Raw genomic sequence first — 26,830 nt, 5'->3', positions numbered from 1 at the left:
GTGAATCAACTTAGAGAAAAGGTATGGAGAACTTCACGAAGGAACGGGATGTCTGGACAGCCGCGCAGATCGGTATGCCGTGCCTTGCGTTGCTTGGCCTGGTGCTGCCGGCGCATGGCCATGCGGTGGAGTTCAACGAATCCTTTTTGCGCAAGGGCGAAGGGCCCGTCGAGCTGAGCTATTTCGAGAAGGGCAGTTCGGTTCCGCCCGGCAGTTATGACGTCGACGTCTACCTGAATCACACGCTGGTCAAGCGTCAGGACGTCATGTTTCGCGCGGACGCCGACGGTGCCGTCAAGCCGGCGGTGACGCTTGGGCTGTTGCGCACCGCCGGCGTCAACGTCGCGCGGCTGGAGAAGGACGGGCGCATCGCCGCGGGCGCGGACGACACGACGATCGTGGACCTGCCCGCCGTGGCGGATGGCGCTTCGGTGGAGTTCGAGTCCAATACGCTGTCGCTGAACATCAGCTTTCCGCAGTTGTATGTGTCACGCACCTCGCGTGGCTACGTGGACCAGTCGCTGTGGGACGACGGCATGCCCGCTTTGTACAGTGACTATCAGGTCAGCTACAGCCGCAACGATAGTCACGGCAACAGCAACGAGTATTACTTCGTTGGTTTGCGCAACGGCTTCAATGCCGGCGGCTGGCGTTTCCGCAACGAATCGTCGCTCACCGGCACGACGGGCGCAGGCAGCCGCTTCACCAGTAACCGCAGCTACGTGGAGCGCGATATCCGGCGCCTGCGCAGCAAGGTGGCGGCAGGCGAACTGTATACGTCGGGCGATATCTTCGACAGCGTGCGCTTCGTCGGCGCGCAGATCGGCACCGACCTCGGCATGCTGCCGGATAGCGAAGTCGGTTTCGCGCCGGTCGTGCGCGGCATTGCCGAGAGCAATGCAGTCGTGGAGGTGCGGCAGAACGGCTATGTGATCTATTCGACGCCGGTGCCGCCCGGCGCGTTCGAGATTACCGACATCTATCCGAGCGGCTCGAACGGCGACCTCGAGATCCGGATCACCGAGTCGGACGGACGTGTGCGCCGATTTACCCAGCCGTACTCGTACCTGCCGGTCATGGTTCGTCGCGGCAGCCTGCGCTACGCGTTCTCCGCCGGCCAGTATCGCGTTCAGGGACAGTCGAGCCCGAAGTTCACGCAGGGCACGCTGGTGTACGGCGTGTCCGACAACTTCACCGGCTACGGCGGCATCATCGCCGCGGACAACTACGTGGCGGCCGCCCTCGGCATCGGCATGAACACGCGCATCGGCGGCATGTCGCTGGACGTCACGACGAGCCGGTCGCGCACGTCGGCCGGCACCCGGCAAGGGCAGAGCTTGCGGTTCCTGTATTCGAAGACGCTCTTTCCGACCAACACGACGTTCACGATGGTCGGCTACCGCTATTCGACGGACGGCTACCGCACGTTGAGCCAGCACGTGGAGGACACGGATCGTACGTACGGGCCGCGCCTCATGCATCAGAAGAGCCGCCTGGACGTGAACGTCAACCAGCCGCTCGGGAGCGGCTCGATGTTCGCCGGCATCGGCGACACGACCTATTGGAACGGCGAAGGACGCAGCCGGCGCCTGCAGGTCGGCTACAGCAACAGCTACAAGAACATCAGCTACAGCGTGTCGGCGTCGCACATCCAGGAGTCGGGGCCGTTCGGGCGGCCGGACACGCAGTTCAACGTGTCCGTCAGCATTCCGCTGGGCAAGGCGTCGAGCACGCATCGCCTGTACGCGAACGCGGTGTCGTCGACCCACGGCGACTTCAACGTGCAGACCGGCGCGTCGGGTTACCTGAACGAGAGCAATACCGTCAACTACGGTGTGCAGGCAGGCTATAGCCGCGACGGCGGCGGCTCGGGCGGCGTCAGCGCGGGCTGGGATACGCCGAATGCGAGGCTGACCGGCAACTTCACGCAGGACCGCGCGGGCCGGCACTTCGATGTGGGCGGGTCGGGCTCCGTCGTCGTTCATGGCGGCGGCGTCACGCTTGGCCAGCCGCTCGGCGAGACGTTCGCCGTGGTCGAGGTGCCGAAGGTGCCCGGCGTGTCGCTGGGCGGTTCGCAGATTCGCACCGACCGCCGTGGCTATGCCGTGGTGCCCTATCTGCAGCCCTACCGCATGAACTGGCTCAACATCGATCCGTCCAGTATCGGCACCCAGACCGAAATCGCCGAGAACGCCAAGATGGTGGTGCCTACGCGCGGGGCCATCGTCAAGACCCGCTTCGAGGCCGAGTCGGGGCGGCGCGTGCAGTTCGAGCTGAGCCAGGACGAAGGCGGCAAGGTGCCGTTCGGTGCCCAGGCGTACGACGCGAAGGGCAAGCTGCTCGGCATGGTGGACAACCAGTCGCGCGTGCTGGTGTTCGGCATCGAGGACAAAGGCAGCATCGACGTGCGATGGGGCGACAGGCAATGCACGATCGGCTACGCGCTGAAGCCGCAGAACAAGGAGCTGGCGTACGAACGCCAGCCGGTGACCTGTATGCGCGCCGGCACGGTGGTCGGCGCCAAATGAACCGCATCCGGAAAGCGTTTTGCGTTGCTGTTCGCCAACAAAGTGCGGCCGCTGGCGGTGGCTGTGAAGCCACTTTTCGGCCTTTTTGCAATGCGTCTAGATCAAGTGGGTGGTGTGAATGATTACCAAAAAGAAGGCTTTTATCGGGCTCTGCCTGGCGCTCGCTCCAATCTGGGCGTTGGCGGCCTGCACGGCCAATACAACGGATGGAAAGGATCACTACATAGTGTCGGTATCGGGGTTCAATCCGCCTCCCTTCAGCCCCGGTGATATTCCCATCGGCGGAGTGATCTACGAGGCGACTGCGAAAGGGTTATTGTTCAAGAACGCGGCGAATCCATCTTCCCCCAGTACGAGCTGCGATCTTCTGACAAACACTTACGTGACCGGCATCGGCACTCTGGGAGCTAACAATATTTATCCGACGACCATCCCGAATATCGGAGTACGGATACTGGCTCCCAATGGGAAATTCTTCCCCTTTGTCGACAACTTTCCTCCATGGCGGACGGTCTCTTGGAGCACGGGTTACCCGCCGAAGATACAACTGATCAAGACAGGAAACATCACAGCACCAGGCGTATTGACCGGTGCCTACGCCCGCTACACTGCGAACAGCGCAGCTGGCCAGACACTTGTCGAATACCAGTTCGCTTCGCCAGTTATCGTCACACCCAGGGTCCCGACCTGCAACGTCGAGAGTCCCTCCAGCATCCCTGTGCCCATGGGGCGTGTGATGTCGGCGACCACTTTCTCCGGCGTCGGATCGACGGCCCCGCCCCAATCGTTCTCGATCAAACTGCGGTGTTCGGGCGGCGATCTGGAAACGACGACTCGGGCCTTCGTCACGCTGACCGACGCCGCGAATCCCGGAAACACGTCGAAGACCCTTTCGCTGTCGAGGGACGCGACAGCGACCGGGGTTGGCATCCAGATCCTCAAGGATGATGTCGTGCTGGGATACGGGCCGGATTCCAGCGCCGCCGGCAATACCAACCAATGGTATGCAGGTACCGTCAAGCAGGGGCAGGTCGGCATGTCGATTGACCTGCAGGCACGCTATATACAGACGGCTCCGAAAATCACGGCGGGGAGAGCACCCGCCGCCGCGACCTATACCCTGAGCTATCAATAGTTGCCGGTAACGTTCGCTGAGGGATTGCTGGTTTTCGGTATTGAGGAGCCGGGCGGCATCGACGTGTGCGGGGGTAACGATAGTCGTGCCGTCGGCTACGGGCCGCTGCCGCAGAACAAGTCGCAGATGTACGTGCGGATGCCGCTGGCGATCCGTAAGCCGGCGGGCTGATGGCAGGGCGAAACCTCACTTGAATTGCGCAATGCGCAGGGGCGCGCTCGGGCGGCGCAGTGCCCCAATGGCGACGCCCGGGAAACGTCGCCCCCTCTGTAATTGGGGGGATCCTGATGTATCCCGCGCCGGCCGAAGCCGGGACAGGCAGACGCGACAATGAATTTCGTCGTCCAGTACAACGGAGCGCCGCGGCATCCCGCCAGCCGTCTGGCACGGGGGACAAGTTGCGCAGCGTTTGCGAGGGTTTTCCCGGTGGAACCGGGGTACTCCGGCAGGATGCTCGTGGAGTTCATCCGAACGTGGATGGAAGTGGGAAAGTGCGACACGCCCCCCATCGATCCCCGCGCGTCCTTCTACATCTCCACCAGTCCAGAGCCCCGGTTTTCCATCATTGGCGCCCAGGCAATTCACCGCGCGACGACGCGACGATCGTTGCGGTGTGGTCAACGACGTGCTCGACTTGTTGAAGGTCGGACCGAACCAGATGGTGCTCGGGAACATCAAGTTCCGTATGCGAAGCATATCCCGAGACGTTGCCGAAATCTTTCGTCCATTCGCCAATGCGAAGCATCGGACGCTTGCGTGCCGCCTGTCACTCGAATTGACCGACGGCTACGTCGGCGATCCGGTTCGACTGCAACGGATCGTCACGAATCATGTCAGCAATGCGATCAAGTTCACGAAGCTCGGCGGCGTAACGATCGACGCCCGGCTGGCGCGGGCGTGCGGCGTGTCGTGAAGAATTCCGGCCAGCCTGCGTGCGGTGGGCGGGCGGATTCGCCGGTGGCGGGTGTCGGACAATAGTTCGGGTGTCGGCTCGATCCGGTGCCGCGACAGCCGAGTCCAGCCTTATCGCATCCCGCTTGCGATCACGTCGCCGATTCAGCCGCGCCGCGTGCGCGCCGGAATCTCCGGTTCAGTGCCTTCAACATCGGTCGTTCGATCCATACGTGACAGACGTAACCGCAGACGCAGGTCACGCCGAGGATAGCGCAAGCGGCGCCAAGGCCCGCCCCCGTGCGCGGATCGGTGCGTAGTCCGGCAAGCTTGTCGGACATGCCGATCACGTAGGGATGGATCAGATATATCGCATAGCTGGAGGCGCCGAGCGCGGCCATGATCCGGTTCCTGTTGGTCCAACCACGCCTGTCCAGCGCGACCAACGCGACGATTAGCACGAACGCGGAGCCGCCCCACAGCACGACCCGCACGAACCCTTCCGGTGTGCTGTAGCACATCTGCAGCAATGGAATCGCCGCGATGGCGGCAATGGCGACGGCGGCCCAGACGGGCGCGGCGATCCGCTTCACGATGCCGGTTTGCAGCACGCCGTGCGCCACGACACCAAGACCGAATTCCAGCACGAGCGGCTGACCGAGATGGCCGACGACGGTCGCGCCGCGTGGGTCGAAAACGGCCACGCATGCGCACAGCAACGCGAGTGTCAGCGCGGCAAACACGGTCGCATGACGTGCGCGCACGCAGCCGAGCGCAGTTGCGACGACGAGATAGAACAGCATCTCGTACTCGAGCGTCCAGCCGTTGAGATTCAGCGGCCCCCAATGGCCGTTTTCCTTCACGTACGGGATGAACAACAGCGACTTGACGAGATAGTCGGGCGCCGCCGTTGTCGTGTTCAGCCAGTGAGGACGCAGCAGCGCGATCGCGTAGATGCCGAGCGTCGTCACCCAGTAGAGCGGCACGATCCGGATCAGGCGCTTGACGAGGAAATCGCGTCCCTCGTGCGGCGCGACGCACGACATGATGAACCCGCTGATCACGAAGAAGACGTCGACGCCGGCTTGCCCGGACGGCAGCACGTGCAGGTGATAGGCGACAACCGCGAGCGCGGCGAGCGCCCGCGCGGACTGGATGTTCAGGTAGATGGGCTGGTGTCGCGTGTTCGCGCTCATATGCTCCCCCGGATCGCGCGCTGCGAAGGCGGGATTGCGGACGCAGACGCGTGCGCTTCGACGTCGCTTGCGGCGCCCGCGTCGGCGCCAGGCATGGACGTCGAACGATCCGGCCGGCGCACCTGGCGCGCGAAACCGGCGAACTGCATCGCGCACAGCAGCGACACGCTCGACAAATGACGCGTATAACTGCCGAGATCGGGCTCGAACAGCATCGACACGGCGACATGCCCGATGACGAGCGACGCGAGCACGTCGCGGGCCAGTTGGCCGTTGCCGGGCGTGCGCCGCCACACGGCGGCCAGCGCGATCCAGACAAACCCTTGCATGGCGATTTCCTTCGGCCCGGGCGAGAACAGCACCGGCAGATTCAGCCGCAGCGTCGCGTACAGGTAATCGACGCAGAACGCGAAAAACGACGTTGGTGCAACCGGGTTGTGGAAGCTGGTGCGCGCGCCGTACGGCGAACCGTATGCGAGGTAGTCCGCGGCCATGTCGCGCGGATGCAGCAGCAGGTAATACGCGTCGTTCGGCAGCAGCACGAGCACGAGCGGCGCGGCGAGCATCAGCAGCGTCCTGCGGCGCCATGAGCCGCGCCGGAACAGCAGCACGGCGAATGTGACCCCGAGGATCAGCACGAAATAGCTGCGCACGATTGCCGCATAGGCGCCGTACAGCACGACGGCCGCCGCGATCGCGACGAGCGCCGGGCGGCGTTGCGCGACCCTGGCCAGCACGATCGCGATCAGCACGACAAGCGTGTCCTTGCTCGCGACGAACAGGTTGAAGAACACGCAGGGCACGAGCAGCACGAGGCTCGCCGCGAGCGAACCGATGCGGCGCCCCTGCGCGATCATCAGGCAGATGAACAGCGCGCCGACCGCGACGGTGAACGCGTGAGTGCCGCCGACGCCCAGCATCGTGTAGAACTTCGCGACGGCATCGAACGAGGTGCCGTCGTAGCCGCCCGATCCGCCGATCTGGCTCTGGATCTTCTCCGCGTCGCGGAACACGTATTCCGGCAGGAACGTGCCGGCCTTCGCATAGACGATCCAGTAAAGCAACACGGCCAGCGCCGCGATCGCGCGGGTCAATCCGCGACTGAGGGTCGGCCCCGCGCCAATCAGCTTATGCAGCATCGGATACGCTCCTCCGGATCGCGCCGGCCGCGTGGATTCGCACGCTGCGCAGGACGATCGGCGCCAGCGCGGCGACGATCGCGATGCTGGCCGTCAGATGCGCGAGCGCCGCACCGGTCGTGCCGAAACGCGCGATCAGGTACCACGCGGTCGGCACGCAAACCAGCGCGATGCCTGCCATCGACAGCGTGACGGCGACGCCGGTCCGCAACGCGATCGCGGCCGCCCACAGCACGTCGGCAGCCGCGCGCAGCACGAACGACGCGAGCAGTACCGCCAGCAACACGACCTCGTGCGCACCGGCCCGTTCGTTCGCGAGCCGAAACAGGTCGTCGTGCACGGCGAGGATCGCGACGGAAAGCAATGTCGCCAGCCCCGCGCTGGCCGCCACCGCACGGCGCAGCCGACGACGGAAGTCGGCGGGGTCGTCCGTGAGCACACGCACGAAACCTGGCGCGGCCGTGGCGACGACCGTCGCCAAGGCGATCGCCTGCACGGCGTTGGCGACCGACCACGCGAAAACATAGCGGCCGAGTGCATCGGCACTTGCGTGACCATTGGCGATGAAGCGCTCGACGTACTGCAGGATCGACAGCAGCCCGCCTGCCGCGTAGAACGGCAGGCCGCGCAGCCAGACCTCGATCATGTCGCGGGCCGCCGGCATGCGTGCGATTCGCCCCGCGTGGCCGGCCCGGCGCGCAAGCACGCCGATGCGATGCCACGACACGGCCACGACGCACGCATTGCATGCGAACCACAGCGCGAATACGGCTTCGATCGAGCGTATCGCACCGACGAGCAGGCCGGCGCACGCGATGGCGGCCCATCCGCCGGTGCGGACGAACTGCAGCAACGAGCCCGCGCGCGGGCGGTGCAGTGAAAACATCCATGTATTCGTTTCGAATGCCGCGTGCTCGGCGAGCGCAACGAGCAGGACGCATCCCAGCACGCGCGTCGACAGGCCGAATTCGTCGGCTGAAAAACCGGCGAGCGATGCGATCGCGAGCGACGTGCAGATCAGCAGATACAGCCCGGCGAACGCGGTGCCCAGCCTGCGCGCCTCGCCGATCGCGGGCAGCGGGTCGCTCGCGCTCAGCCGGCGGTTGAGTTCCGTGCTGAAGCCGAGCCCGAGCAGTTTCGACGCGACGACGGATGCGGCGACCGCGAGCCCGTAGACGGCGAACGCATCGAAGCCGAGTGCGCGCGCGATGATGATCGTCAGGCCGAACTTGAGGCCGAGCGCGGCGAATCTGAGGGTGAGTCGAATGAGCATTGGCAGCCTTCAGGTCGTCACGCGTATCGAGCCGCGCGCAACGCGTCGACCACGTGTTCGCGCGCGGTGCGAATCCGGTCGAGCCCCGTGCGGGCCGATTGCCAGAACGCGGTTGCCGAGCCGTCGGCGAGGATCCTGTCGGCGACGGTGTCCGAATCGAACGCCGCACCGTTGACGACCCAGTCGTCGAGATGCAGATCCGCATACGCGCCGAAGCCCTTGCGCTCGTAGCTGACGTGGAACGCCGGCACGCCTTGCAGCACGGATTCCAGCGCGCCGTGCAAGCGCACCGAGACGACCCAGTCGGGCGCATCGTGCGCGAGCAGCGTTTTGAGCGGCACGAGCGCGTCCTGGATGCCCATGTCGCGGTAGTACGCGGCGTCGTCGTTGCCGCGGCAGGCGCTCTGCACCGCGAACGAGATGCGGCAGTACGGGCGGACGCGCTCGATCAGCCGCGCGACCGATGCGGCGTAACGCGCGCACTGCGAGCGGCTCCATGCCGGCGGGCGCCGCAGCACGAATGCGATATGCCGCGTGCTGTCGCCGGAGCGGGCGGCCCGCTGCAGGATCGTGTTGCTGCGGCGCTCGAAATCCAGCACGGCGAGATCGGGCGCGCGGCGCGTGTTCGCATTGGCGGCAAGGAACGCGGACGAGCGGTCGTCACGCACGAATACCGTGTCGAACGATGCGAGCAGGCGGCGCAGGTGCGTGCCCACGGGCCACGTCGGCCGCACGGGGCCGATGCTTTGCGGCAGGTACACGACCGGTTTGCCCGAGGCCTTCGCCGCGCGCATCTGCAGCAGATGGCCAGCTTCCAGCTTCAGTGCCTCGAGGCAATTGAGCGCGCGCAGATAGCCGCCGCCGACGCCGACGATTAGATCGACGCGATCGAGCAGGCCTCGCAAGTCGTGCAGCCTCCTGTTCGCGTGGACCGGCAGCACGAAGCGGGCCGCGCCTGTCACCCGCCTCGTGCCGCGGTCGGCAAGCACGGGTGCCGCGGCGACGTCGTCGTAGGCGGGAAACGAAGCCGGATCAGCCGCGACGATCGAGATCCGGATTGCATCCCCGAATGCCTCGCGCAGCAACCCGACGGACAGATCGACCAGCAGGCCGTCCCCGGAATTACGCGCGCTGTACGCATGCAACAGTGCTATGTGGGTGGTCGGGGTCATTTCGGTTCCTGGTGAGCGACGTTGCGGTAGAGCGCGAGGGTGCGCTGGACCATCGCGGCGGCGGAATAGTGTTCGAGTGCGTGCGCGCAATTCGCGCGCATGCCGCGCCGCAACGCCGTGTCGTCAGCGAGCGTGACGACGGCGTGCATGAAGTCGGTCGTGTCGTCGTCGTTCGGTACCACGAGGCCGATGTCGTGCGAGCGGATCAGTTCGGCTGCACCGGCCACGTTCGATGCGACGATCGGCACGCGCGCGGCCAGTGCCTCGAGGCAGACGTACGGAAAGCCTTCGTAGCGGCTCGGCAGCGCAAAGAGGTCGAACGCGGAGAAGTAGCGATTCGCGCCTTCCACGGCGCCGACGACGCGCAGGTTCGGCGGCACGTCGTCGGCATCGGGGCCGGCTGCCGTGTCGAAATCGCCGGGGCCGATCACGACGAATTGCACCGCGCTGCCGCACCGGCGATGGACGCCGCGCGCGATGCGCACGAGCCGGTCGACGCCCTTCTGGTGTTCGAGACGACCGACGAAGCCGACCACGACCGCATCGCGCGGCAAGCCGAGCGCGCGCCTCGCGTCGTCGCGCGGCATCAGCCGCGGCGGCGTCACGCCGTTGACGATCGTGTCGATGCGGTGGTCCGGAATACCGAGCGTGTCGTGCAGATGCGCCGCCTCGTCGCGCGAGACCGCGACGATCCGGCTCGAGCGCAGGCAGCCGAGCACGCGCTCGACCGTGCCGTAGAAGCGGCGGCGCCAGCCGCGCAGCGACGGGTTCAGCGTATACACCGCGTGCGGCGTATACACCTGCCGCCAGGGGCCGATGCACAGGCGCGCGATCGCGCCGGCCTTCGAACTGTGGCTGTGCACGATGTCGGGGCCGATGCGCAGCAGATGCCGGTAGAGTCGGGCGACGGCGATCGCGTCGCGCCAGCCGACCGCGCGCCGCATCGGCACCGCGTGAACGGATCGGCAATGTGCGAGTACGCTCGCGTCGAGAATCGATGCGTCGAAACGCGGGCCTTGCGGAATGATCAGATGCAGTTCGATGCCGTCGTGCGCGCTCAGGCCGCGGATCAGGTCGGCGAGATGAACGGCGACGCCGCCGCCCGCTGCTTCGACGACAAGCGCGATGCGAAGGCGCGGATGCGGGCCGTGGGCCGTGCGCGCGGCGGGGCCGGGCGGCATGGTGAGGGCGGGCGCTCGGGATGCGTCCGTGGCGGGGCGCGCGTTGCGCCCGAGATCGATCGTGTCGCTCATCGCGAACCTCCTTGGCGAAGCCGTGCCGTCAGCGCACGCAGTGCGCGGCGTGCCGGCGATGAATGGGTGTCGCGACGCGGCGCGTTGCCGTATCGCGTATAGCGGTAGGCGCCGTAGCGGCCGCCGTAACGGCCCGCGCGCGGGATGACGCCGTTGAGCAGCACGCCGGCTGTCGCGATGCCGTTGTGCGCGAGCTGTCGCGCGGCTTCGCCCAGTTCGGCGAGACGCGTTGCGCCGGCGCGGGCGACCAGCAGCACGGCGCCGGCATGCCGGCCGAGCACGACCGCATCGGCGACCGCGAGAATCGGTGCGGAATCGATGACCACCGCGTCGTAGCGCGCCGACCAATCGCCGAGCAGCGCGGCGATCCGCTCGTCGGCGAGCAACGCATCGGGGTTCGGCTGCAATGCGCCGGTCGCGACGAAGTCGAGGTTCGGCACGACGCTCGTGTGAATCGCGTCGTGCGGCGCGATGTCGCCCGACACGATCTCGGCGAAGCCGCGCTCGCGCGCGACGCCGAAATAGTCGTGCAGATACCCCTTGCGCAGATCGCCGTCGACGAGCAGTACGCGTGCCCCGTTCGCGGCGAGCAGGGCCGCGAAATTCGCGGACACGAACGACTTGCCCGCGCCCGGTGCCGGGCCGCTCAGCAGCAGCACGTTGTTGCGTGCGCCCTGCATCGCGTAGCGCAGCGCGGTGCGCAGGCTGCGCAGGCTTTCGATCGCCGCGTCGTGCGGATCGCGCACGCTCAGCAGATGCGGGCCCGGCGCGTGGGCGGCCATCCGGCGTGCGACATGCCGCTGCTCCGGCGAATCGGGAATCGTCGCGTAGACGTTGATGCCGAGGTGGCGCTCGATTTCGTCGGCGCTGTCGACGCCGCCGAACAGGAAATCGCGCGCGAATGCGAGCCCGACGCCCAGCACGAGACCGAACAGCGCGGCCGCGCCGATCACGATGGTCCGCTTCGGGCGGACGGGCTCGTCGGGCACGGTCGGCGCGTCGACGAGCCGCACGCTGCCGGTCCGGCCCGCCTTCACCAGTTCGAGCTGCTGAGCGTTGCCGAGCAGCGCGGTATACAGATCCGTGTCGACCTTGACGTCGAGCATCAGCCGCAACGCGTTCTGCTGGAGATCGGGCAGGCGCTTCACGTGCTGCTCGACGTCCTGCTGCTGGCGTCGCAGCGTGCCGATCTGCGCGTCGATCGCGATCATGTCGGGATGCCCGGGCGCGAAACGCGTGGCCATCTCGTCGCGCTTCTGCTGCAGTTCCAGCAGGCGCGTTTTTGCGTCGGCAGTCTGCTGCAGCACCAGCTTCGCTTCCTCGGTCAGGTCGACTGCGCCGTGCGCGTTGCGCATGTCCGTATAGCGCTGCTCGGCTTGCTGAAGCTGCTTCTTGAGGATCGGCAGTTGAGTGTTGAGGAACGCCAGCGACTGCGCTGCATCGGCGGACCGGCGCTCGATGTGTTGTCGGACGTAGTGGCTCGCGATGGCCTGCAGCGTGGCCTGAACGCGCTGCGGATCGGGGCCGCGCAGCGTCGCGACGATCACACCCGACTGCTTGACCTTCTCCTGCACGTCGAGCGTGCGGCGCAGCGTGTCGATGGTCTCCGCGCGCGACTGGCGCACGACCGTGAAACGCGTGCCGGGTTGCGCGTCGACGCGCGCGAGCTCGACGACGAGCGGGCCGTTTGCCGTCCGGAACGTTTCCGTCCGGCCGTGCTGCCCGACGACCGGCGCGGACAGGCCCGGCCCCGAGAGCCGGTAGCGTCCGCCGTCGAGCACCGTCAGTTCGAAACGGTCGCCTTCGAGCGGTTTCGGCACGTCGAAGCGGGGGAGATCGGCGCGCTCGTTGCCCCACGCATAACCGCCGAGGCCCAGCACGCCGGGGCGCGCGACATCCGGGTTGAAACGCGAGATGAAATCGCCGACGACCGGAAAGCGCTTCGGCCGCACGTCGATATAGCTGCGCAGATCGTCGACGGCGCGCGTGACGACGAGCCGCGACGCGAGGATCTGCGCTTCGGCCGCGGCCGTCGACTTCACGTCGAACAGCGACGACACGTCGCCGAGCAGGCTCTTCGCGGCCGATGCGTCGCCGCTGTCCTCGATCTGCAGCAGGATGTCGGCCTGGTATTGCGGATGGCTGAGGAATGCGTACAGCGTGCCGGCGCCGACGCATGCAGCGGTGACGCACGCGATCAGCCAGCGATGGGAGACGAACGTGTCGATCACGCCGGCCAGCGTGATCTCGTCGGCATGCTCGGGCATGCGCGGAGGGGGAGAGGTTGGCATCATCGGTTCAGTCCGGAAATCGGGAGGAAGCGGCAGGCGGCGGGGAGGCGGCGTCCGTCGAGGCGATGGGCTGCGTGGCCGACGCGAGGCGCGCGCACCAGTCGTCGACGCCGTGCTCGATGAGCTGAAGGCTCTGCTCGAACAACGGGCGCGTGCCGCAATACGGATCGGGCACGTCGAAGCCCGGACGTGCGTGGCCGGGCGCCGCGCAGAATTCGCCGAGCGTGAACACGCGGCCCAGCAGCGACGGATGGCGGCGCTCGAGCGCGCGCTTCTGGACGCGCTCCATCGTCACGATCAGGTCGGCTTGCGCGCAGAGCGGCGGTGTGAGCAGGCGCGCGCGATGTGCGGCGATGTCGAGGCCGCGTTCGCGCATCAGCGCAACGGCGAAAGGCTCGGCCGGATGCCCGACGAGCGCGCCGAGGCCGGCCGACTGCACGTCGACACCCGGCAGGCGCGCGCGGAACAGCGCCTGAGCCATCGGGCTGCGGCAGATGTTGCCGACGCACACGACGAGCAAGGTGGCGAGCGCGCTCATTTGATGGCGAGCGCCGCGGCCATGGCGCTGGAGTTGACACCGGGCAGCAGCAGGCTCAGCACGCGGCTGAAGCGCACGAGGCTGTTGCCGTCGACATAGACGATGTCTTTCGGCTGCAGCTCGAACTCGTTCGCGAGGACCATCGACACCGGCGAGCGCGCGTCGAGGTGGAACACCTGCGGGCTGTCGGTCTGCGAGCCGCGGATCACGAACAGTTGCGCGGCGTCGGCCGTGTTCGGATTCACGCTGCCGGCCTGCGACAGCGCGTCGGACAACGTGAGCCCGCCGTCGCGCAGCGGTAGCGCGAGCGACGGCTTGTTGACCTCGCCCATCACGTAGACGCCGTAGTCGCTGCGGCTCGGCACATGCAGCAGATCGCCGGCGGCGAGCACGATGTCGGCCGGATTGCGGCCCTGGCGCAGCAACTGCGTCAGGTCGAGCGGATGCGACACGCCATCGCGCACGAGTGTCATGCGGCTCTGGTCGGCGGCCGGATTCAGGCCGCCTGCGCGACCGAGCGCTTCGTAGAGCGTCATCGGCACGTCGTTGACGGGCTGGTTGCCCGGCGCGCGCACTTCGCCGTCGATGTAGACCTGCTTCGACCGGAACGACGCGACGCGCAGCGTGACCTGCGGATTGCGGTAGGCACGCGCGAGCGCATCGGCGACGCGCGTTCGCGCGGCGTCGGCGGTGAGGCCCGCGACGCGAACCCGGCCGGCGAACGGGAACGTCAGGTCGCCGTTCTGATCGACGACGAAGCCGGTGACGGGATCGGCGGCGTGCGGCGCGTTCGGCGTCGCCGCGCCTTGCGCGGCCGCCAGCTCGGGGTGATCCCATACGGTGATCTGCAGCACGTCGCCCGGGCCGATCCGGTACGCGCCCGGCGATGTCGTCAGCAGGTCGACTTGCGCGGCCAGTTGCTGCGCCGCCTGCGCCTTCAGTTGGCGAATCAGGTCGGGGCCGATTTTCCGGATCTCGTAATGCGGCGCTTCACCGTCGGGCCGGGCATCCGTCGCGGATGGCGGGAGCGGCTCGACCATCCGCATGCCGGGGGCGAGCGCGCAGGCGGACAGCGCGACGCTGAGCGTCGCGATCGACAGTATCGGCAACAGGCGGGCGCCGCGCGGGCGCGCGGCTCCGGTCCGCGCGCGTGCGGCGGATTCCATAGGCATGGCTTTCTCCAGGAATGGGCGCCGCGCGGCGGCACCCTATGCGTGATCAGTACGCGTTGTGATGTGTCCAGCCGCACGCGATCGTCGCGACGACAATCCGCATATCGAGTGCGAACGACCAGTTACGCAGGTAATGCAGATCGGCTTCGACGCGGCGCTGCATCTTCTCGACGCGATCCGTTTCGCCGCGCAGGCCGTTGATCTGCGCCCAGCCGGTAATGCCGGGCTTGACGCGGTAGCGATGGATGTAGCCGTCGACGATGGTCTGGTACAGGTCGTCATGTTCGAGCGCATGCGGACGCGGGCCGACGACGGACATCTCGCCGCGCAGCACGTTGATGAACTGCGGCATCTCGTCGAGGCTCGTGCGGCGCAGGAATGCACCGATGCGGGTCACGCGCGGATCGTTGGGCGTCGCTTGCCGCACGCCGCCGTCCGCGTCTGCATGAATCCGCATCGTGCGGAACTTGTAGATCGAGAACGCCTTGCCGTCCGCGCCCTTGCGTTGCTGACGGAACAGCGCGGGGCCGGGCGAAGACAGCCGGACGGCTGCCGCGATCGCTAGCAGCAGCGGTGCCGTACCGACCAGCACTGCCGCCGCGAACAGCCGATCGAAGATCGCTTTCTGAACCAGCGCGCGAGGCGACAGCGGAGACGCGACGAGGTTGATCGCCGGCGCGCCGACCAGGTCGACCATTTCGCCGTCGAACATCGCAAGCTGGCTGACGTCGGGCACGAGGCGGACGTTCACGAGGTCGTGCCGGAATGCATCGAGCACGTGAATGACGGCACCGGTTTCGGTGATCGGCAGTGCGATCCAGACTTCCGGGATCGCCTGCGCCCGCACGTGCGCGGCGAATGCATCCAGCGTCTGAAAAACATCGATGCCGATTGCGCTGCCTTGCGCCGAACAATCCGGATCGAGCACGGCTGCCGGGCGATAGCTCGCCGACGGCGATTGCGCGATCCGTTCGAGCACTGCGGCGCAATGCGCGCCGCCGCCGACGATCGCGACTTGCCTGACGCGTTCGCCGTGGTGGACGATCCGTTCGAGCGTCGCGCATGCGATGAGCCGAAACGCGACGAGTGCGATGCCGCTTGCCGCCGCCCAGAACAGGAACCCGTTCAGCGGCACGGACAACGCGCCGTGCATCGCGAACATGACGATCGCCGACCCCGCGAGTGCGATCAGCCATGCCGTAAAGGTCAGGATGGCGACGCGATATTTCGCGCGACGGTGCGGTGTGCGGGCCATGCCGAACGCCGGGAACAAGACCGTCGCGAACGCCGCAGTGCTGGCGACGATCGCCACGCAGCTGGACGGATCGACATCGTCGCCGGGGAAAAAACGGGCCGCCGCAGCAGCACCGACCGCAATCAGCGTGACGTCGACGATGCGTGCGAGCAGCCCATCGACTGCCTGCGGCGCTGCGGGGCGCCGCTCTTCGAGTGCCGTATGCATATATCCTTCACTACCGTATTTGTCTGATGGGGCGTGCGTCACCCTTCGCACGACACAACGCGTCGCGGCACGGGAGTGCCGAGCGGTGTCAGTGCTTCCGTTTCACGGGAAGGGGAGATGCGGGGAGGGAGCGCCGCCTGCCTTATCGGTTGGTCGCGTGCAGCGCATTGAGGCATTCGTGAACGAGGCCTGATCAATGCGACGCGTCTGAATCAACTCGACCGGAATCAATTTTCGTCAACCGGGGAAGGGATTTAAATGGGACGCGTATTAAATGACCTCGTATGCAACTGGTACACGTACGAATGCGATGAGACCGGGTTTTTGAGATGCGTGTGCCGCGAACGAACAGGCCTCGATTGACCCAGTCGTCGGAGCAGGGCGCGGAGAAGCGCGCCGGCATGGGCAAGGGGCGGGACGGTAGCCGGCGATGCCGGGGCGGCATGCGGTTTCGGGTAGGGCGATTTGCGATGCGTCGCAAAAATTCGGCGCCGGCGCGTGATGGACGAAGTGATTCGCAGGCGGCGGCGTGGGCGACCGGTGCGAGGTCATGCCGAAATCAGGACTACAAAGCGAAAAAATGATGACTTGCGCGCGACGCCGTCATTGATCGCATGAATGCGGTCGCCTGCGTGACGGCATGGGCAGGGGCACGCGTTTCATCAGGTCGGGCCGACACGCAGGCTGGCGACCGCGCGTGTTCGACGCAAGCGTTGCGTCGTTGCTGACGCTTGCCTGCGGCCGATCAGGCATGACTGAATTGCTGCGGTTTTGCGGGCGGGACGACGATGCGGCATGCATTGGCGCCCATCGAAGAGATGCATGAGCGTGCCATGCACTCATGGTCGGCATCGTTGTCCCGCCTGTCTTTCAACCCTTCGCGGCGACGTCGATGCGCAGCGCTTCGCCGCCGGCGACGATCGCGAGCAGGCGATCGACGTTCGGGTGCGCGCCGGGGCGGTTGCGTGCATCGGCGGTGTGTTCCGCGAACACCGCGAGGCCGTGCTCGGCTGCGTTTGCGTCGAGCACACCGAAGGCTTGCTTCAGGTAGTTGTACACCGCGAGCGAACCTTGCTTGCCGGGCTGATTCTCGATGCTGGCGACCACGTCGCCGGTCGCGCCAACGAGATCGATGCGCGCGATGCCGTCGATGGCCGGCAGTTGCGCGAGGTTGTCCTTGAATACTGGGGTCGGTTGAATCACTGAAAACACTCCGTCGGTTCGGTCATGGGCCAATGAAGGTGGCCGGCCGTATCTTATCCGATCGGTTTCGGTGCGACGGCCGTGCGCGACGCGAGCGACCGGCCGGATCGCGCCCGATCACGCGGACGATCGCGAGCGACGCGGGAATCAACAGGGCGGCACCGGCACCGGCGAGCGCGCGGCCCGCGACATCGCGTTTCGTTACCGCCCGGCGTCGGCCGGCACACCCGCGTGGCGCGAGCGCTCGATGTCGGGGCTGCGATACGCGCGCTCGGGAATCTCGGCGAGCCGCGACGCGTGCACCTGGTGCGGTGCGAGGCCGTAGAACTTCTGGAAGCTCATGATCAGCGGCGACCATTTGTCTGGGTCGATGCGATCCGGATGCCCGTCCATCAGCAGGTCGGGATGCACGTGCACGCGCTGGATGCGTAACTCGAATACGCGGATGTGGCCGCGCAGGTCGGGCGCTTCTTCGCCGATGCCGTGTGTGGCCGCGACGACCGCCTCCATGTGCACCGGGCATTCAAGCGCGCGCGGCGGCGATACGGTTTGCGATGGCGCTTCGGTGAGTCCGGCTGTGCCGAACTTGTCGGGTTCGTACATGTAGCCCCTCGCGCGCTTGCCATCGGGCACCGGATACGTGCCGGTCGTGCGCGCGATCCGGTCGACCGCGGGCGCCTGCACCGACGCCGGCAGGTTCAGTACGCATTCGCCGGTACGCAGCAGGTTGCGGGTGGTCTGCGAGCTGGCGGCGATGCCGATCACGCCGCGCCAACCGAGCCAGAATGCGGACGAGATCGGCGCGAGATTGGCCGTGCCATCCTCGTTCAGCGTGCTGACCAGCACGACGGGCGTGCCGAAATAAAGGATGTTCGGTTCGGTGACGCAATGCGGAGCATTCATGGTCGGGGTCGTCGCTTCGTTGAGGGGATCAGTCCGCATGCTGATCCTCTCGCGGCGGCCCGGCGCTCCGATTCTTGTTGTTTCATCCGGATGGCGGCAGCGAGATCGAGGAACGGGAATGGCGCGTCATGCGCAGGCGGTGCCCGGAAGACGGCAGGCAATCGAAACCGCCGGCTTGCGCGTCCGCGTGCGCCGGCATCGCGCTTGCTTTTCCGCTACAGTAGGACATCACCGACCGCGCCTGCCGACCCGGCGTGGTCACGTTCCGGTATTCCACACGAGGGCCCCCGATGCACACCCCGCAACGCTATTCCGAAGAAGCGCCCACGCGCGCGGAAGTCGACGCGCTGACCGGCGCGACCGTCATCGAATTCGGCGCGAACTGGTGCGGCATCTGCGCGGGAGCGCAGCCCGCGATCGTCGCGTCGTTCTCTGCCCATCCCGCCGTGCGGCACCTGAAGATCGAGGACGGCCCGGGCCGCCCGCTCGGCCGCTCGTTTCGCGTGAAGCTGTGGCCGACGCTGGTGTTCCTGCGCGATGGTGTCGAAGTCGCGCGCGTCGTGCGCCCCACCGACGCGAAGCAGATCGAAGCCGACGGCTTCGCCGCGCTGGCCTGACGTCACGGTCATGCAACAAGCCATCACCCACATCGCCGTCGACACGCACGGCAGCGGCCTCGTCGAATTCACGTCGCAGGCGCGCGCGTTCGTCGACCAGCAGGCGATCCGTACGGGCCTGCTCACCGTGTTCTGCCGCCATACGTCGGCGTCGCTGCTGATCCAGGAGAACGCCGATGCGTCGGTGCGGCGTGATCTCGAACGCTACTTCGCGACGCTCGCGCCCGAGGATGCCACGCGCTACGAACACGACACCGAAGGCGCCGACGACATGCCCGCGCATCTGCGCACGGCGCTCACGCAGGTGCAACTGTCGATCCCGGTCGAGCACGGGCGGATGGTGCTGGGCACGTGGCAGGGAATCTACCTGTTCGAGCATCGCCGCGCGGAGCACCGGCGCGACATCGTGCTGCACCTGATCGGCGAGTAACCAGGAAGGTGAGCGGTAGCGTGTGATGCCGTGCGCGTTCGCACGCTGTGCACTGGCTCAGGCGAGCAGTTTCTCGACGAGTGCGCCGAGTTCGCGCAGGTGGACAGGTTTGGGCAGGAATTCGTCGAACACCTGCTTGTTCTCGCGCAGCGCGGCCGATTCGTACGCGCTGACGCCGAGGATCGCCGGATGCCGGCCGTCGTCGTCGGGTACCGCGACCGCGCGAATGCGCCGCGCGACCTCGAAGCCGCTCAGGTCCGGCAGTTCGAGATCGAGCACCACGATGTCGTAGCGGCCCGTGCCGAAGCGCGCGATGCCCTCCTGCCCGGTGCCGCACAGATCGGCGTCCATGCCGAGCGCCGACAGCATCGCACCGAGCGTTTCGCGTGCGTTGTCGTTGTCGTCGACCACCAGCGCGCGCCGGTCGCGGTGCGCGGCGGCCTGTGGCAGCGCGGGCACATCGCCGGCTGCTTCGTGGGTGTCGGGCACCTCGGCCGGCAGCGTCACGACGAATTCGCTGCCTTCGCCGACCACACTCCGAACATCCACATGCCCGCGCAGCGTCGTCACGATTTCGCGCACGACGGCGAGCCCCATGCCGATCCCGTCGACATGCAGGCCGATCGCATCGTTCGCGCGGTAGAACGGCTCGAAGATCTTCGACAGATGCTGTTTCGCGATGCCGGCGCCCGTGTCGCGCACCGAGATGGTCAACTGCTGGCCGGCCGGTACATCGGCGCGCGTGATCGATACGTCGATCGACCCGCCGAGTGTGTACTTCACGGAATTCTCGATCAGGTTCGACAGCACCTGCCGCAGCAGCTTGCGGTCGGAACGGACGGCAAGACCGTGCGGCTCGACCTGCTGCGTGATCACGATCCGCTTGGCCGCGATCTTCTCGCGCAGCGGCTCGATCACTTCGGCAAGCAGCGACGCCATGCCGACGGTTTCGAGTTCGGCGAGGCGCTTCGTCGAGCGCAGCTTGATGTAGTCGGTCAAGTCCTTGACGAGCGCTTCGAGCGACAGCGCGGAGTTCTGCAGCCGGCGGATCGTCTTGAGGTTCGCGTCGGATTGCGGGCGCGCGAGCAGGATCTCGATCGACCCGCAGATCGCCTGCAGCGGCGTGCGCAGCTCGTGGCTGACCATGCCGAGGAAGGCGTTTTTCGCCTCGATCATCTCGAACGCACGGTCGGACGCCTTGCGTTCCGCATCGAGCGCCGCGTCCTGCCGTTCGAGCAGGTCGTCGCGTGTGCGCATCGTATAGAACAGCAGCAGGAACAGCGCGCAGAGGATCACGCCGAGCACGATGCCGAGGATCAGGATCGCGCGCTGCTTTTCCTTCAGTTGATGGAACGTGAAGTCGCGCTGCGCCATCTCGATCGCGCGGAAGTAGTTCGCGAGGCTGTTGACCTTGGGCCAGTACGCGTCGACGTCGTCGATCACGCGCTGTGCGTTCTTCGGCGTATCGCGCAGCAGCGGCACGTCATGCTTCAGGCGCGCCATGAATTCGCCGAGCGCCTCGATCTCGTTGCGCGCGCGCGGGATGCGCAGCCAGTATTCGGACACTTCGGACGGCCGCTGCAGGAACCCGAACGACACCGACAGGCTGTCGAGCTGCATCTGCACGTGGTCGAAGTCGTCGTCCTCGTGCGTGGCGTAGAGAATCAGCTGGCGGTCGAAGCGCGTATAGACGTTCCGGTATTGCGCGGCCGTCCAGAACACGCCTTCACGCGGCCCTTCGAGCACGCCCTCGTTGACCGACGTCGCCAGCAGGTCCCACAGCAGGAACGCCCACGCGGCGAACCCCATGATCCACAGCGACCCGAGGACCAGGATGATTTTCCGGTTTTTCCATCGCCGACGCTTCATCTCGCGAGCCGGCTCACTTCACCGTCAGGCCGATGATCTGCCAGGCGAACTTGGCTTCGCCGAGCGGCGTCTTCAGTTCGTCGGGATACTCGTCGCGCGGATACATGATCCACAGCGGGCCGTAGTTGTCGTTGCCGAGCACCTTGCCGTTCATCGTCCGCGCGAGGATCACGCCGTACCGGTCGGCGTCGGAGACGGGAATCGTGAACGTGTATTCGTCGACGCAGCGGAATTCGATCTGCGTGCCGTGCGCGCCGACCGTCTTCAGGATGTCGGACAGGCGCGGGCCAGTGAAGGTCGCCTTCGGCGTCCAGCTCGTCGACGTGACGATCGTGTGCTGCGGCAGCGCCATCAGCGCCTGTTCGGAAAACACGTAGGCCGTCTTGCCGGACTGGTTGCTCTTGTCGATCTTGCCGTCGACGGTGAACGTGAACGAAGCGGCCCATGACGCCGCGGCCATGCCGAGCAGGCAGGCTGTCAGCAGGCTTCTGGCCCAGATGGTCGAAATTCGCATGGCTTTCCCTCGGTCGTGTAATTGTGGGTTGTCTGTTGTTCTGGTTTCAGTTCGCGGCGGCGGCGGCCGGCAGCGCGATCTTCAGTTCGCGCGCGACTTCGGCGAACAGGATCGGCAGGCGCACCGGCTTTTCTTCGCAGCGCGCGTTGTAGTGCGACACGATGTGCGCGATCTCGTCCTCGCTTGCTTCTCCGGTCGAGATCTTGCCGGTCAGCAGGAAGATCGGGGCGCCGCTGTTCTCGCTCGAGCGGATGCCGCGCACGAGATCGGCGGCGGTCTGGTCGCCGAGCATCCAGTCGAGGATGTAGCCATCGAAATCCTCGACTTCCAAAGCCTTGCGGAACGTGGCGCCGTCGAAATACGGGATCGCGTTCACGCCTTTTTCGATGAAATACTCGCAGACCGTTTCGGCGACGTCCCGCGAATCGTCGACCACGGCGATCCGTGCCGCGTACACGTTCGGCTGGGCCGAGCGCAGCTCGATCACGTCGACCGGATAGGTGCGGCCCTCGCGCGCGTGCTGGCGCTCGGTGATGAGCCATTCGCCTTGCCACTGCAGCGCGACGAAGTCCGTTTCGATCTGGCTGCTGGCCTTGGTCGAGATCGCGGCGCGGCAGCGGAAACGTCGCGACTCGATCACGAGCGTCGCCTCGATCATCTCGGCGGCGGCCGGCTGCGTGCCCTTGTCGTCGAGCAGGATCGCGGGCGGCACGCCGAAGTGCGTCGCGATGTCCTGCAACTGCGACAGGTTCCACGGAATCAGGCCTTTCATCTTGCGCGTGACGACCGAGAAGCTGAGGCCGAGCACATTCGCGATCGTCGTGTTGTGACTTCGCGGCGGAATGCCGTTCCGGTTCAGTAGGTCGCGCACCTTGTTGGCGGTGATGAGATCGACGTTGGCCTGCTCGCTGTTGGACATCTCGATGGGGTCTCCAGGGGTTTTTGGCGAGGAAGAGCATATCAAAAGTGACGCGTCATGCAAGCTTTGAAAAGACGAATGACCTTGACATGCCATTTTTCTCCATTATTATTGCTCACCACGTCACCTTTGTTTGTCGCGTCATGTTTGGAGATCGCAGCCGGCGGGAGCCGGTACAACGAAAAGCGACAACAATGAAGCGGTGACTGAACGATTCGAAGAGAGAACCTGAGAGAGCCTTGGATTGCGTGTCGGCGTGGCGGATTGTATCCGTTGCGCCGCGCGCCACCGGGTGCGAGCTCACGGGGGTGAAAGGCTCGAAGAATTGCGGCGCCAATAAAACTTGAGGAAAGTACCAATGTACCGCCGTCTACTCGCACCGGGGCTGCTGTTGCTATTGGCCGCGTGCGCGCAGGATCCGTCCGCCACCAGCAACACGGTGCGGATCTGCGACGACACAGGTTGTTCCGATCGTCCTAAAGATCAGGTGTCCTATCAAAAAAGGGACGATTCGGAAGACCAGGAAAGCCCGCGTATCGCTGCGCTGAAGCAGACCGCGAAGACCCAGCCGAAGGCCGCGTATGACCTCGGCCTGCGCTATTTCCGCGGCGACGGCGTGCGCCAGGACAGCTACCAGGCACTCAAGTGGATGCGCGACGCAGCGGAGCGCGGCGACCTGCAGGCGCAGAAGGCGCTCGGTAGTTTCTACCTGTTCGGCCTTGAGGAAATGGGCTCCGACGCGCGCGAAGCGGAGAAGTGGCTGTCGATCGCGGCAGGCCGCGGCGACAAGGAATCGAAGAAGCTGCTCGACCTTGCACGCAAGGCCAAGAAAGAAGACGAAGAAGACTGGAAATGGCGCACGCAATGGCGTGACGTCTATTACGGCTACTGGTACTCGGGCTATCCGTACTACGGCGTCTGGCAGCAGACGTACTGGTACTACTGACCGGGCCTGAAGCAACGGGGGCAGCAGCGGGGAGACCACCATCGCGCGCCAGCCGGGGGGCTTATCGAAGTTCGCACGAACACATAAGCCGAACAACGACTCTAATCGATCGACAACGACATGAAGACCAACCTTTCCCAACGTCTCACTCAAGGTGCGCTGGTCGCAGCGCTTTGCGCGTCCGTGACGGGCTGCGGCGGCGTAGTGACGCCCGGCGGTCAGAACGCGGGCGTGACCGGTGCCGCCGCGGGCGGCACGAGCGCCGGCGCCGATTCGGGGCTGCAGCGCTGCGCGTCGCCGCTCGGCACGATCGCCGTTGACGACGGCCGTAACGCCGACTGGTGGGGCCCGTTCGGCAGCGCGACCAAGATGACGACCATCGACCCGCTGCTGCGCCTGGCCGTCCAGCAGTCGAACTGCTTCGTGATCACGTCGATCGGCAACCAGAAGAGCGACGCGCGCCTGTCGCGCATCACGCAGTTGCAGCGCAACTCGGGCGAATACCGCGCGGGTTCGAAGCAGCAGAAGGGCCAGCGTGTCGCGGCCGACTACTACATGGAACCGCAGATCGTCATCAACGATTCGCCGATCGGCGGCATCGGCAGCATGATCGGCGGGCTGATCGGCAACAGCGCGGTGGCGGCCGTGGCCGGCCATCTGCAGACGAAGGCATCGGTCGTCACGCTGACGCTGTTCGACGTGCGCTCGGCCGTGCAGATCGCGGCGTCGGAAGGCAGCTCGACGGCGACCAACTACGGCGCGGCGCTGGGCGGCTTCGGCGGCGGCGTCGGCGGCGCGCTCGCGGGTTTCTCGTCGACGCCGGAAGGCAAGGCGACCGTCGTCGCGTTCATCGACGCGTACAACAAGATGGTCGTCGCGCTGCGCAGCTACAAGGCGCAGGACGTCAAGGGCGGCCTCGGCCGCGGTGGCCAGCTCCAGGTCAACTGACGTTCAACGGCCGGCGGCGGGCCGCCGGCCGTGTCCCGATTCCTGATTCGTGACTGTCCGTGCGCGCGGGGGGAACCGCGCGTGCCGGCTTCGTTCGTCCTTTTCGTTTGAGGTGACCCCGATGAAAGCCGTTGCATTGATCGCATTGACCTGCCTGGCGCTGACCGCTTGCGGCGGCGACGACAATTCCCCGTCCGCATCGGCTGGCGGCGGATCGGGCACGAGCAACAACGGCGGAACCGGTGGAACCGGCGGCACGGGTTCCGGCGGGACGGGGAGCGGCGGCAGTGGCGGTAGCGGCAGCGGCGGGTCGGGAAGCGGCACGCTGACGTGGCGCTACGAGGCGCAGCCCGTCGCGGCCGACAAGGCGAGCTTCCTGACGCTGGTCAACAGCGAAGGCGCGAAGGGCTACCGCTATCTTGGCGACTACTACTACAACGCGGGCAACGGCGGGACGCAATCCGTCTTCGTGAACGACGGCACCGCGCAGACCTATACGTACCAGCTGCAGACGGCGCCGGCCGACATGACGTCGTTCGTCAACGCGGCCAACGCGCAAGGCTCGAGCGGCTACCGCTACGAAGGGCCGCTCACGTACGGCGATCTCTATCGCAAGGACGGCGGCTCGTCGGCGACCTACACGTATACGACGACGGGGCTGCCCGCCGACACGAACGCGTTCCTCACGCAGGCGAACGGCCAGGGCCAGTCGGGCTACTGGTTCCTGGGGCCGATCGTAGTGGCGTCGGTGCAGGCGAACATCTACATGAAGAACAACGCATCGAGCGCGACCTATACGTACGATGCGCTGGCGCCGACGTCGACCGTCAGCGACTTCATCGCGCAGGCCAATAGCGAAGGGGCGAAGGGTTATCGCGCGAAGGGTGCGATGGCGTTCGGCGCGACGATCTCGTGGGTCTACGTGAAGGACCAGACGCAGTCGCCGACCTTCACGTACCAGTCGGCCGCGATCCAGTCGACCGGCGCCAGCTTCGTCCAGCAATCGAACACGTATGGCGCGCAGGGTTCCGCGTATCTGAGCGATATCGCGCTGGGCATGGCGTCACCGGTGATGGCGTCGTTCTACTTCAAGCCGACGAACTGCACGGGCTTCCTGTGCACGACGCTGAATCCGCTCACGCAGAACTGAGCGGACGCTTGCGGCACGGTGGCATGATGCGGACCGTGCTCCGCCGCATGGCGCGCGCCGCCTGAATCGAGTGCCTCAGATGCGCCACGTTATCCCTGGGCGCATCTTTTGCCGCCGGCTTGCCGGCGGTGTTTCGTTTGAGGGGTCGTCGCGCATCGGCACACGTGTCATTTCGCGTGCCGACGCCCGACGGACCTCTCGTCATCCGTTCCGGAAAATCTCCGCATACGCGCTCAGCGCCGGCACGCCGCCGAGATGCGCGTACAGCACCTTCGAGCCCGGCTCGAATTCTCCGCGCCGCACCTTGTCGATCATCCCGTGCATCGACTTGCCTTCGTAGACGGGATCGGTCAGCACGCCTTCGAGCCGCGCGCACAGCCGGATCGCTTCGAGCGTGCCTTCGTTCGGCAAACCGTATTCCGGCCCCGCGTACCGCGTGTCGAGTACGACGTCCTGCTCGTCGATGCGACGCCCGAGTTCGACGATCTCGGCCGTATGCCGTGCGATGCGCGTGATCTGAGCATGCGTTTTCTCCGGCGTTGCAGACGCATCGATCCCGATCACGCGATCCGCGCGCCCGTCGGCCGCGAAGCCGACGACCATTCCCGCCTGCGTGCTGCCCGTCACCGAGCACACGACGATGTAGTCGAACTTGAAGCCGAGTTCGGCTTCCTGCTGCCGCACTTCCTCGGCGAAGCCGACGAAGCCGAGCCCGCCGAACGGATGCTCGGAGCAGCCGGCCGGAATCGGATACGGTTTGCCGCCGGCCTGCCGCACGCTTTCCATCGCTTCTTCCCAGCTGCGGCGGATGCCGATGTCGAAACCGTCGGCGACGAGCCGCACGTCGGCGCCCATCATGCGCGACAGCTGGATGTTGCCGACCCGGTCGTACACGGGATCGTCGTAGTTGACCCAGTGCTCCTGCACGAGCACGCATTTCATGCCGAGATGCGCGGCGACGGCCGCGACCTGGCGCGTCTGGTTCGACTGCACGCCGCCGATCGACACGAGTGTGTCGGCACCCTGCGCGAGCGCGTCGGGGATCAGGTATTCGAGCTTGCGGGTCTTGTTGCCGCCGAACGCGAGGCCGCTGTTGCAGTCCTCGCGTTTCGCGTAGAGCTCGACCTTGCCGCCGAGGTGTTCGCTCAGTCGCTTGAGCGGCTGGATCGGGGTCGGGCCGAACGTCAGCGGGTAGCGGGGGAAACGTTGCAGGTTCATCGACAAGCTCCGAAAGGCGGTGGGCAGGAAACCGGATCGGTCGGGTGCTGCTCGCACGCCGTG

The 26,830-nt window shown here is 66.3% G+C and carries 23 protein-coding genes; 8 read left to right on the top strand and 15 right to left on the bottom strand.

The features are described 5' to 3' along the window. Positions 1 to 23: 23 nt before the first annotated feature. The 3 genes from ACPTTF_RS31730 (at position 24) to ACPTTF_RS31720 (ending at position 4,576) form a co-directional block, all read left to right on the top strand. Positions 24 to 2,528 carry a fimbria/pilus outer membrane usher protein gene (locus tag ACPTTF_RS31730; RefSeq protein ID WP_423369619.1) on the top strand — a complete coding sequence of 835 codons (2,505 nt, stop codon included), beginning with the start codon at positions 24 to 26 and terminating at the stop codon, positions 2,526 to 2,528. Between the two features lie 118 nt (positions 2,529 to 2,646). Beyond that, positions 2,647 to 3,663 (top strand): fimbrial protein, encoded by a 1,017-nt coding sequence (locus tag ACPTTF_RS31725; RefSeq protein ID WP_423369618.1) that lies wholly within the window; start codon positions 2,647 to 2,649, stop codon positions 3,661 to 3,663. 613 nt (positions 3,664 to 4,276) lie between these two features. Next, positions 4,277 to 4,576, top strand: coding sequence for a hypothetical protein (locus ACPTTF_RS31720; protein WP_423369616.1), 300 nt, complete (start codon positions 4,277 to 4,279; stop codon positions 4,574 to 4,576). 130 nt (positions 4,577 to 4,706) lie between these two features. Here the strand turns inward: ACPTTF_RS31720 and ACPTTF_RS31715 are convergent, their stop codons facing one another. The 11 genes from ACPTTF_RS31715 to ACPTTF_RS31665 all read right to left on the bottom strand — a co-directional run bounded on the left by ACPTTF_RS31715 (position 4,707) and on the right by ACPTTF_RS31665 (position 18,156). Further along, positions 4,707 to 5,750: an acyltransferase family protein gene (locus tag ACPTTF_RS31715; RefSeq protein WP_423369615.1), complete on the bottom strand. Its 1,044-nt coding sequence runs from the start codon at positions 5,748 to 5,750 to the stop codon at positions 4,707 to 4,709. Then, positions 5,747 to 6,889 (bottom strand): hypothetical protein, encoded by a 1,143-nt coding sequence (locus ACPTTF_RS31710; protein ID WP_423369614.1) that lies wholly within the window; start codon positions 6,887 to 6,889, stop codon positions 5,747 to 5,749. Before ACPTTF_RS31710 ends, ACPTTF_RS31715 begins: the two co-directional genes overlap by 4 nt. Next, a complete protein-coding gene (locus tag ACPTTF_RS31705; protein WP_423369613.1) occupies positions 6,879 to 8,162 on the bottom strand; it encodes a lipopolysaccharide biosynthesis protein in 1,284 nt (427 codons plus the stop codon). Before ACPTTF_RS31705 ends, ACPTTF_RS31710 begins: the two co-directional genes overlap by 11 nt. 17 nt (positions 8,163 to 8,179) lie before the next feature. Then, on the bottom strand, positions 8,180 to 9,334 hold the full coding sequence (locus ACPTTF_RS31700; RefSeq protein ID WP_423369612.1) for a polysaccharide pyruvyl transferase family protein: 1,155 nt from the start codon (positions 9,332 to 9,334) through the stop codon (positions 8,180 to 8,182). Continuing rightward, positions 9,331 to 10,587 carry a glycosyltransferase family 4 protein gene (locus ACPTTF_RS31695; RefSeq protein WP_423369611.1) on the bottom strand — a complete coding sequence of 419 codons (1,257 nt, stop codon included), beginning with the start codon at positions 10,585 to 10,587 and terminating at the stop codon, positions 9,331 to 9,333. Before ACPTTF_RS31695 ends, ACPTTF_RS31700 begins: the two co-directional genes overlap by 4 nt. Further along, a complete protein-coding gene (locus ACPTTF_RS31690; protein ID WP_423369610.1) occupies positions 10,584 to 12,881 on the bottom strand; it encodes a polysaccharide biosynthesis tyrosine autokinase in 2,298 nt (765 codons plus the stop codon). Before ACPTTF_RS31690 ends, ACPTTF_RS31695 begins: the two co-directional genes overlap by 4 nt. A gap of 4 nt (positions 12,882 to 12,885) precedes the next feature. Beyond that, the gene (locus tag ACPTTF_RS31685; RefSeq protein ID WP_423369609.1) at positions 12,886 to 13,416 is read right to left on the bottom strand and encodes a low molecular weight protein-tyrosine-phosphatase; all 531 of its coding nucleotides are present in this window, start codon (positions 13,414 to 13,416) and stop codon (positions 12,886 to 12,888) included. Next, positions 13,413 to 14,588, bottom strand: a complete 1,176-nt coding sequence (locus tag ACPTTF_RS31680) for a polysaccharide biosynthesis/export family protein (protein WP_423369608.1) — start codon at positions 14,586 to 14,588, stop codon at positions 13,413 to 13,415. Before ACPTTF_RS31680 ends, ACPTTF_RS31685 begins: the two co-directional genes overlap by 4 nt. A gap of 46 nt (positions 14,589 to 14,634) precedes the next feature. Next, positions 14,635 to 16,050 (bottom strand): undecaprenyl-phosphate glucose phosphotransferase, encoded by a 1,416-nt coding sequence (locus tag ACPTTF_RS31675; RefSeq protein ID WP_423369607.1) that lies wholly within the window; start codon positions 16,048 to 16,050, stop codon positions 14,635 to 14,637. 870 nt (positions 16,051 to 16,920) lie between these two features. Beyond that, positions 16,921 to 17,253 carry a DUF2322 family protein gene (locus ACPTTF_RS31670; protein WP_423369606.1) on the bottom strand — a complete coding sequence of 111 codons (333 nt, stop codon included), beginning with the start codon at positions 17,251 to 17,253 and terminating at the stop codon, positions 16,921 to 16,923. A 201-nt stretch (positions 17,254 to 17,454) separates the two neighbouring features. Beyond that, positions 17,455 to 18,156 (bottom strand): flavin reductase family protein, encoded by a 702-nt coding sequence (locus ACPTTF_RS31665; RefSeq protein ID WP_423369605.1) that lies wholly within the window; start codon positions 18,154 to 18,156, stop codon positions 17,455 to 17,457. A 290-nt stretch (positions 18,157 to 18,446) separates the two neighbouring features. On the opposite strand from ACPTTF_RS31665, the gene ACPTTF_RS31660 reads away from it, so the two are divergent. Next, a complete protein-coding gene (locus tag ACPTTF_RS31660) occupies positions 18,447 to 18,773 on the top strand; it encodes a thioredoxin family protein (protein ID WP_423369604.1) in 327 nt (108 codons plus the stop codon). Positions 18,774 to 18,783: 10 nt separating this feature from the next. Next, positions 18,784 to 19,203, top strand: a complete 420-nt coding sequence (locus tag ACPTTF_RS31655; RefSeq protein ID WP_423369603.1) for a secondary thiamine-phosphate synthase enzyme YjbQ — start codon at positions 18,784 to 18,786, stop codon at positions 19,201 to 19,203. A 57-nt stretch (positions 19,204 to 19,260) separates the two neighbouring features. Here the strand turns inward: ACPTTF_RS31655 and atsR are convergent, their stop codons facing one another. The 3 genes from atsR to ACPTTF_RS31640 are packed head-to-tail and all read right to left on the bottom strand — an operon-like array spanning position 19,261 to position 22,505. Further along, positions 19,261 to 21,072 carry a hybrid sensor histidine kinase/response regulator AtsR gene (atsR, locus tag ACPTTF_RS31650; protein ID WP_423369602.1) on the bottom strand — a complete coding sequence of 604 codons (1,812 nt, stop codon included), beginning with the start codon at positions 21,070 to 21,072 and terminating at the stop codon, positions 19,261 to 19,263. A gap of 13 nt (positions 21,073 to 21,085) precedes the next feature. After that, positions 21,086 to 21,586, bottom strand: coding sequence for a molybdopterin-dependent oxidoreductase (locus ACPTTF_RS31645; RefSeq protein WP_423369601.1), 501 nt, complete (start codon positions 21,584 to 21,586; stop codon positions 21,086 to 21,088). A gap of 46 nt (positions 21,587 to 21,632) precedes the next feature. Continuing rightward, positions 21,633 to 22,505: a helix-turn-helix domain-containing protein gene (locus ACPTTF_RS31640; protein ID WP_423369600.1), complete on the bottom strand. Its 873-nt coding sequence runs from the start codon at positions 22,503 to 22,505 to the stop codon at positions 21,633 to 21,635. 358 nt (positions 22,506 to 22,863) lie between these two features. On the opposite strand from ACPTTF_RS31640, the gene ACPTTF_RS31635 reads away from it, so the two are divergent. The 3 genes from ACPTTF_RS31635 to ACPTTF_RS31625 all read left to right on the top strand — a co-directional run bounded on the left by ACPTTF_RS31635 (position 22,864) and on the right by ACPTTF_RS31625 (position 25,549). Next, positions 22,864 to 23,451 carry a tetratricopeptide repeat protein gene (locus ACPTTF_RS31635; RefSeq protein WP_166955302.1) on the top strand — a complete coding sequence of 196 codons (588 nt, stop codon included), beginning with the start codon at positions 22,864 to 22,866 and terminating at the stop codon, positions 23,449 to 23,451. Between the two features lie 120 nt (positions 23,452 to 23,571). Then, positions 23,572 to 24,399 carry a hypothetical protein gene (locus ACPTTF_RS31630; RefSeq protein ID WP_166955300.1) on the top strand — a complete coding sequence of 276 codons (828 nt, stop codon included), beginning with the start codon at positions 23,572 to 23,574 and terminating at the stop codon, positions 24,397 to 24,399. A 121-nt stretch (positions 24,400 to 24,520) separates the two neighbouring features. Beyond that, positions 24,521 to 25,549, top strand: coding sequence for a hypothetical protein (locus ACPTTF_RS31625; RefSeq protein WP_423369599.1), 1,029 nt, complete (start codon positions 24,521 to 24,523; stop codon positions 25,547 to 25,549). A gap of 201 nt (positions 25,550 to 25,750) precedes the next feature. Here ACPTTF_RS31625 and ACPTTF_RS31620 read toward each other — a convergent pair whose 3' ends face one another. Continuing rightward, positions 25,751 to 26,767, bottom strand: coding sequence for a 1-aminocyclopropane-1-carboxylate deaminase (locus ACPTTF_RS31620; RefSeq protein WP_166955298.1), 1,017 nt, complete (start codon positions 26,765 to 26,767; stop codon positions 25,751 to 25,753). Positions 26,768 to 26,830 lie beyond the last annotated feature (63 nt).

The sequence above is a fragment of the Burkholderia crassaminum genome (assembly GCF_964265005.1).
Lineage (GTDB): Bacteria > Pseudomonadota > Gammaproteobacteria > Burkholderiales > Burkholderiaceae > Burkholderia.
This window is presented reverse-complemented; position numbering and strand designations above follow the sequence as displayed.

Bases quoted from the DNA above. Each gene is read 5' to 3' on its own strand.
- ACPTTF_RS31730 (WP_423369619.1), top strand. From the start codon at position 24: ATGGAGAACTTCACGAAGGAACGGGATGTCTGGACAGCCGCGCAGATC.
- ACPTTF_RS31725 (WP_423369618.1), top strand. From the start codon at position 2,647: ATGATTACCAAAAAGAAGGCTTTTATCGGGCTCTGCCTGGCGCTCGCT.
- ACPTTF_RS31715 (WP_423369615.1), bottom strand. From the start codon at position 5,750: ATGAGCGCGAACACGCGACACCAGCCCATCTACCTGAACATCCAGTCC.
- ACPTTF_RS31710 (WP_423369614.1), bottom strand. From the start codon at position 6,889: ATGCTGCATAAGCTGATTGGCGCGGGGCCGACCCTCAGTCGCGGATTG.
- ACPTTF_RS31705 (WP_423369613.1), bottom strand. From the start codon at position 8,162: ATGCTCATTCGACTCACCCTCAGATTCGCCGCGCTCGGCCTCAAGTTC.
- ACPTTF_RS31700 (WP_423369612.1), bottom strand. From the start codon at position 9,334: ATGACCCCGACCACCCACATAGCACTGTTGCATGCGTACAGCGCGCGT.
- ACPTTF_RS31695 (WP_423369611.1), bottom strand. From the start codon at position 10,587: ATGAGCGACACGATCGATCTCGGGCGCAACGCGCGCCCCGCCACGGAC.
- ACPTTF_RS31690 (WP_423369610.1), bottom strand. From the start codon at position 12,881: ATGATGCCAACCTCTCCCCCTCCGCGCATGCCCGAGCATGCCGACGAG.
- ACPTTF_RS31685 (WP_423369609.1), bottom strand. From the start codon at position 13,416: ATGAGCGCGCTCGCCACCTTGCTCGTCGTGTGCGTCGGCAACATCTGC.
- ACPTTF_RS31680 (WP_423369608.1), bottom strand. From the start codon at position 14,588: ATGCCTATGGAATCCGCCGCACGCGCGCGGACCGGAGCCGCGCGCCCG.
- ACPTTF_RS31675 (WP_423369607.1), bottom strand. From the start codon at position 16,050: ATGCATACGGCACTCGAAGAGCGGCGCCCCGCAGCGCCGCAGGCAGTC.
- ACPTTF_RS31665 (WP_423369605.1), bottom strand. From the start codon at position 18,156: ATGAATGCTCCGCATTGCGTCACCGAACCGAACATCCTTTATTTCGGC.
- ACPTTF_RS31660 (WP_423369604.1), top strand. From the start codon at position 18,447: ATGCACACCCCGCAACGCTATTCCGAAGAAGCGCCCACGCGCGCGGAA.
- ACPTTF_RS31655 (WP_423369603.1), top strand. From the start codon at position 18,784: ATGCAACAAGCCATCACCCACATCGCCGTCGACACGCACGGCAGCGGC.
- atsR (WP_423369602.1), bottom strand. From the start codon at position 21,072: ATGAAGCGTCGGCGATGGAAAAACCGGAAAATCATCCTGGTCCTCGGG.
- ACPTTF_RS31645 (WP_423369601.1), bottom strand. From the start codon at position 21,586: ATGCGAATTTCGACCATCTGGGCCAGAAGCCTGCTGACAGCCTGCCTG.
- ACPTTF_RS31640 (WP_423369600.1), bottom strand. From the start codon at position 22,505: ATGTCCAACAGCGAGCAGGCCAACGTCGATCTCATCACCGCCAACAAG.
- ACPTTF_RS31635 (WP_166955302.1), top strand. From the start codon at position 22,864: ATGTACCGCCGTCTACTCGCACCGGGGCTGCTGTTGCTATTGGCCGCG.
- ACPTTF_RS31630 (WP_166955300.1), top strand. From the start codon at position 23,572: ATGAAGACCAACCTTTCCCAACGTCTCACTCAAGGTGCGCTGGTCGCA.
- ACPTTF_RS31625 (WP_423369599.1), top strand. From the start codon at position 24,521: ATGAAAGCCGTTGCATTGATCGCATTGACCTGCCTGGCGCTGACCGCT.
- ACPTTF_RS31620 (WP_166955298.1), bottom strand. From the start codon at position 26,767: ATGAACCTGCAACGTTTCCCCCGCTACCCGCTGACGTTCGGCCCGACC.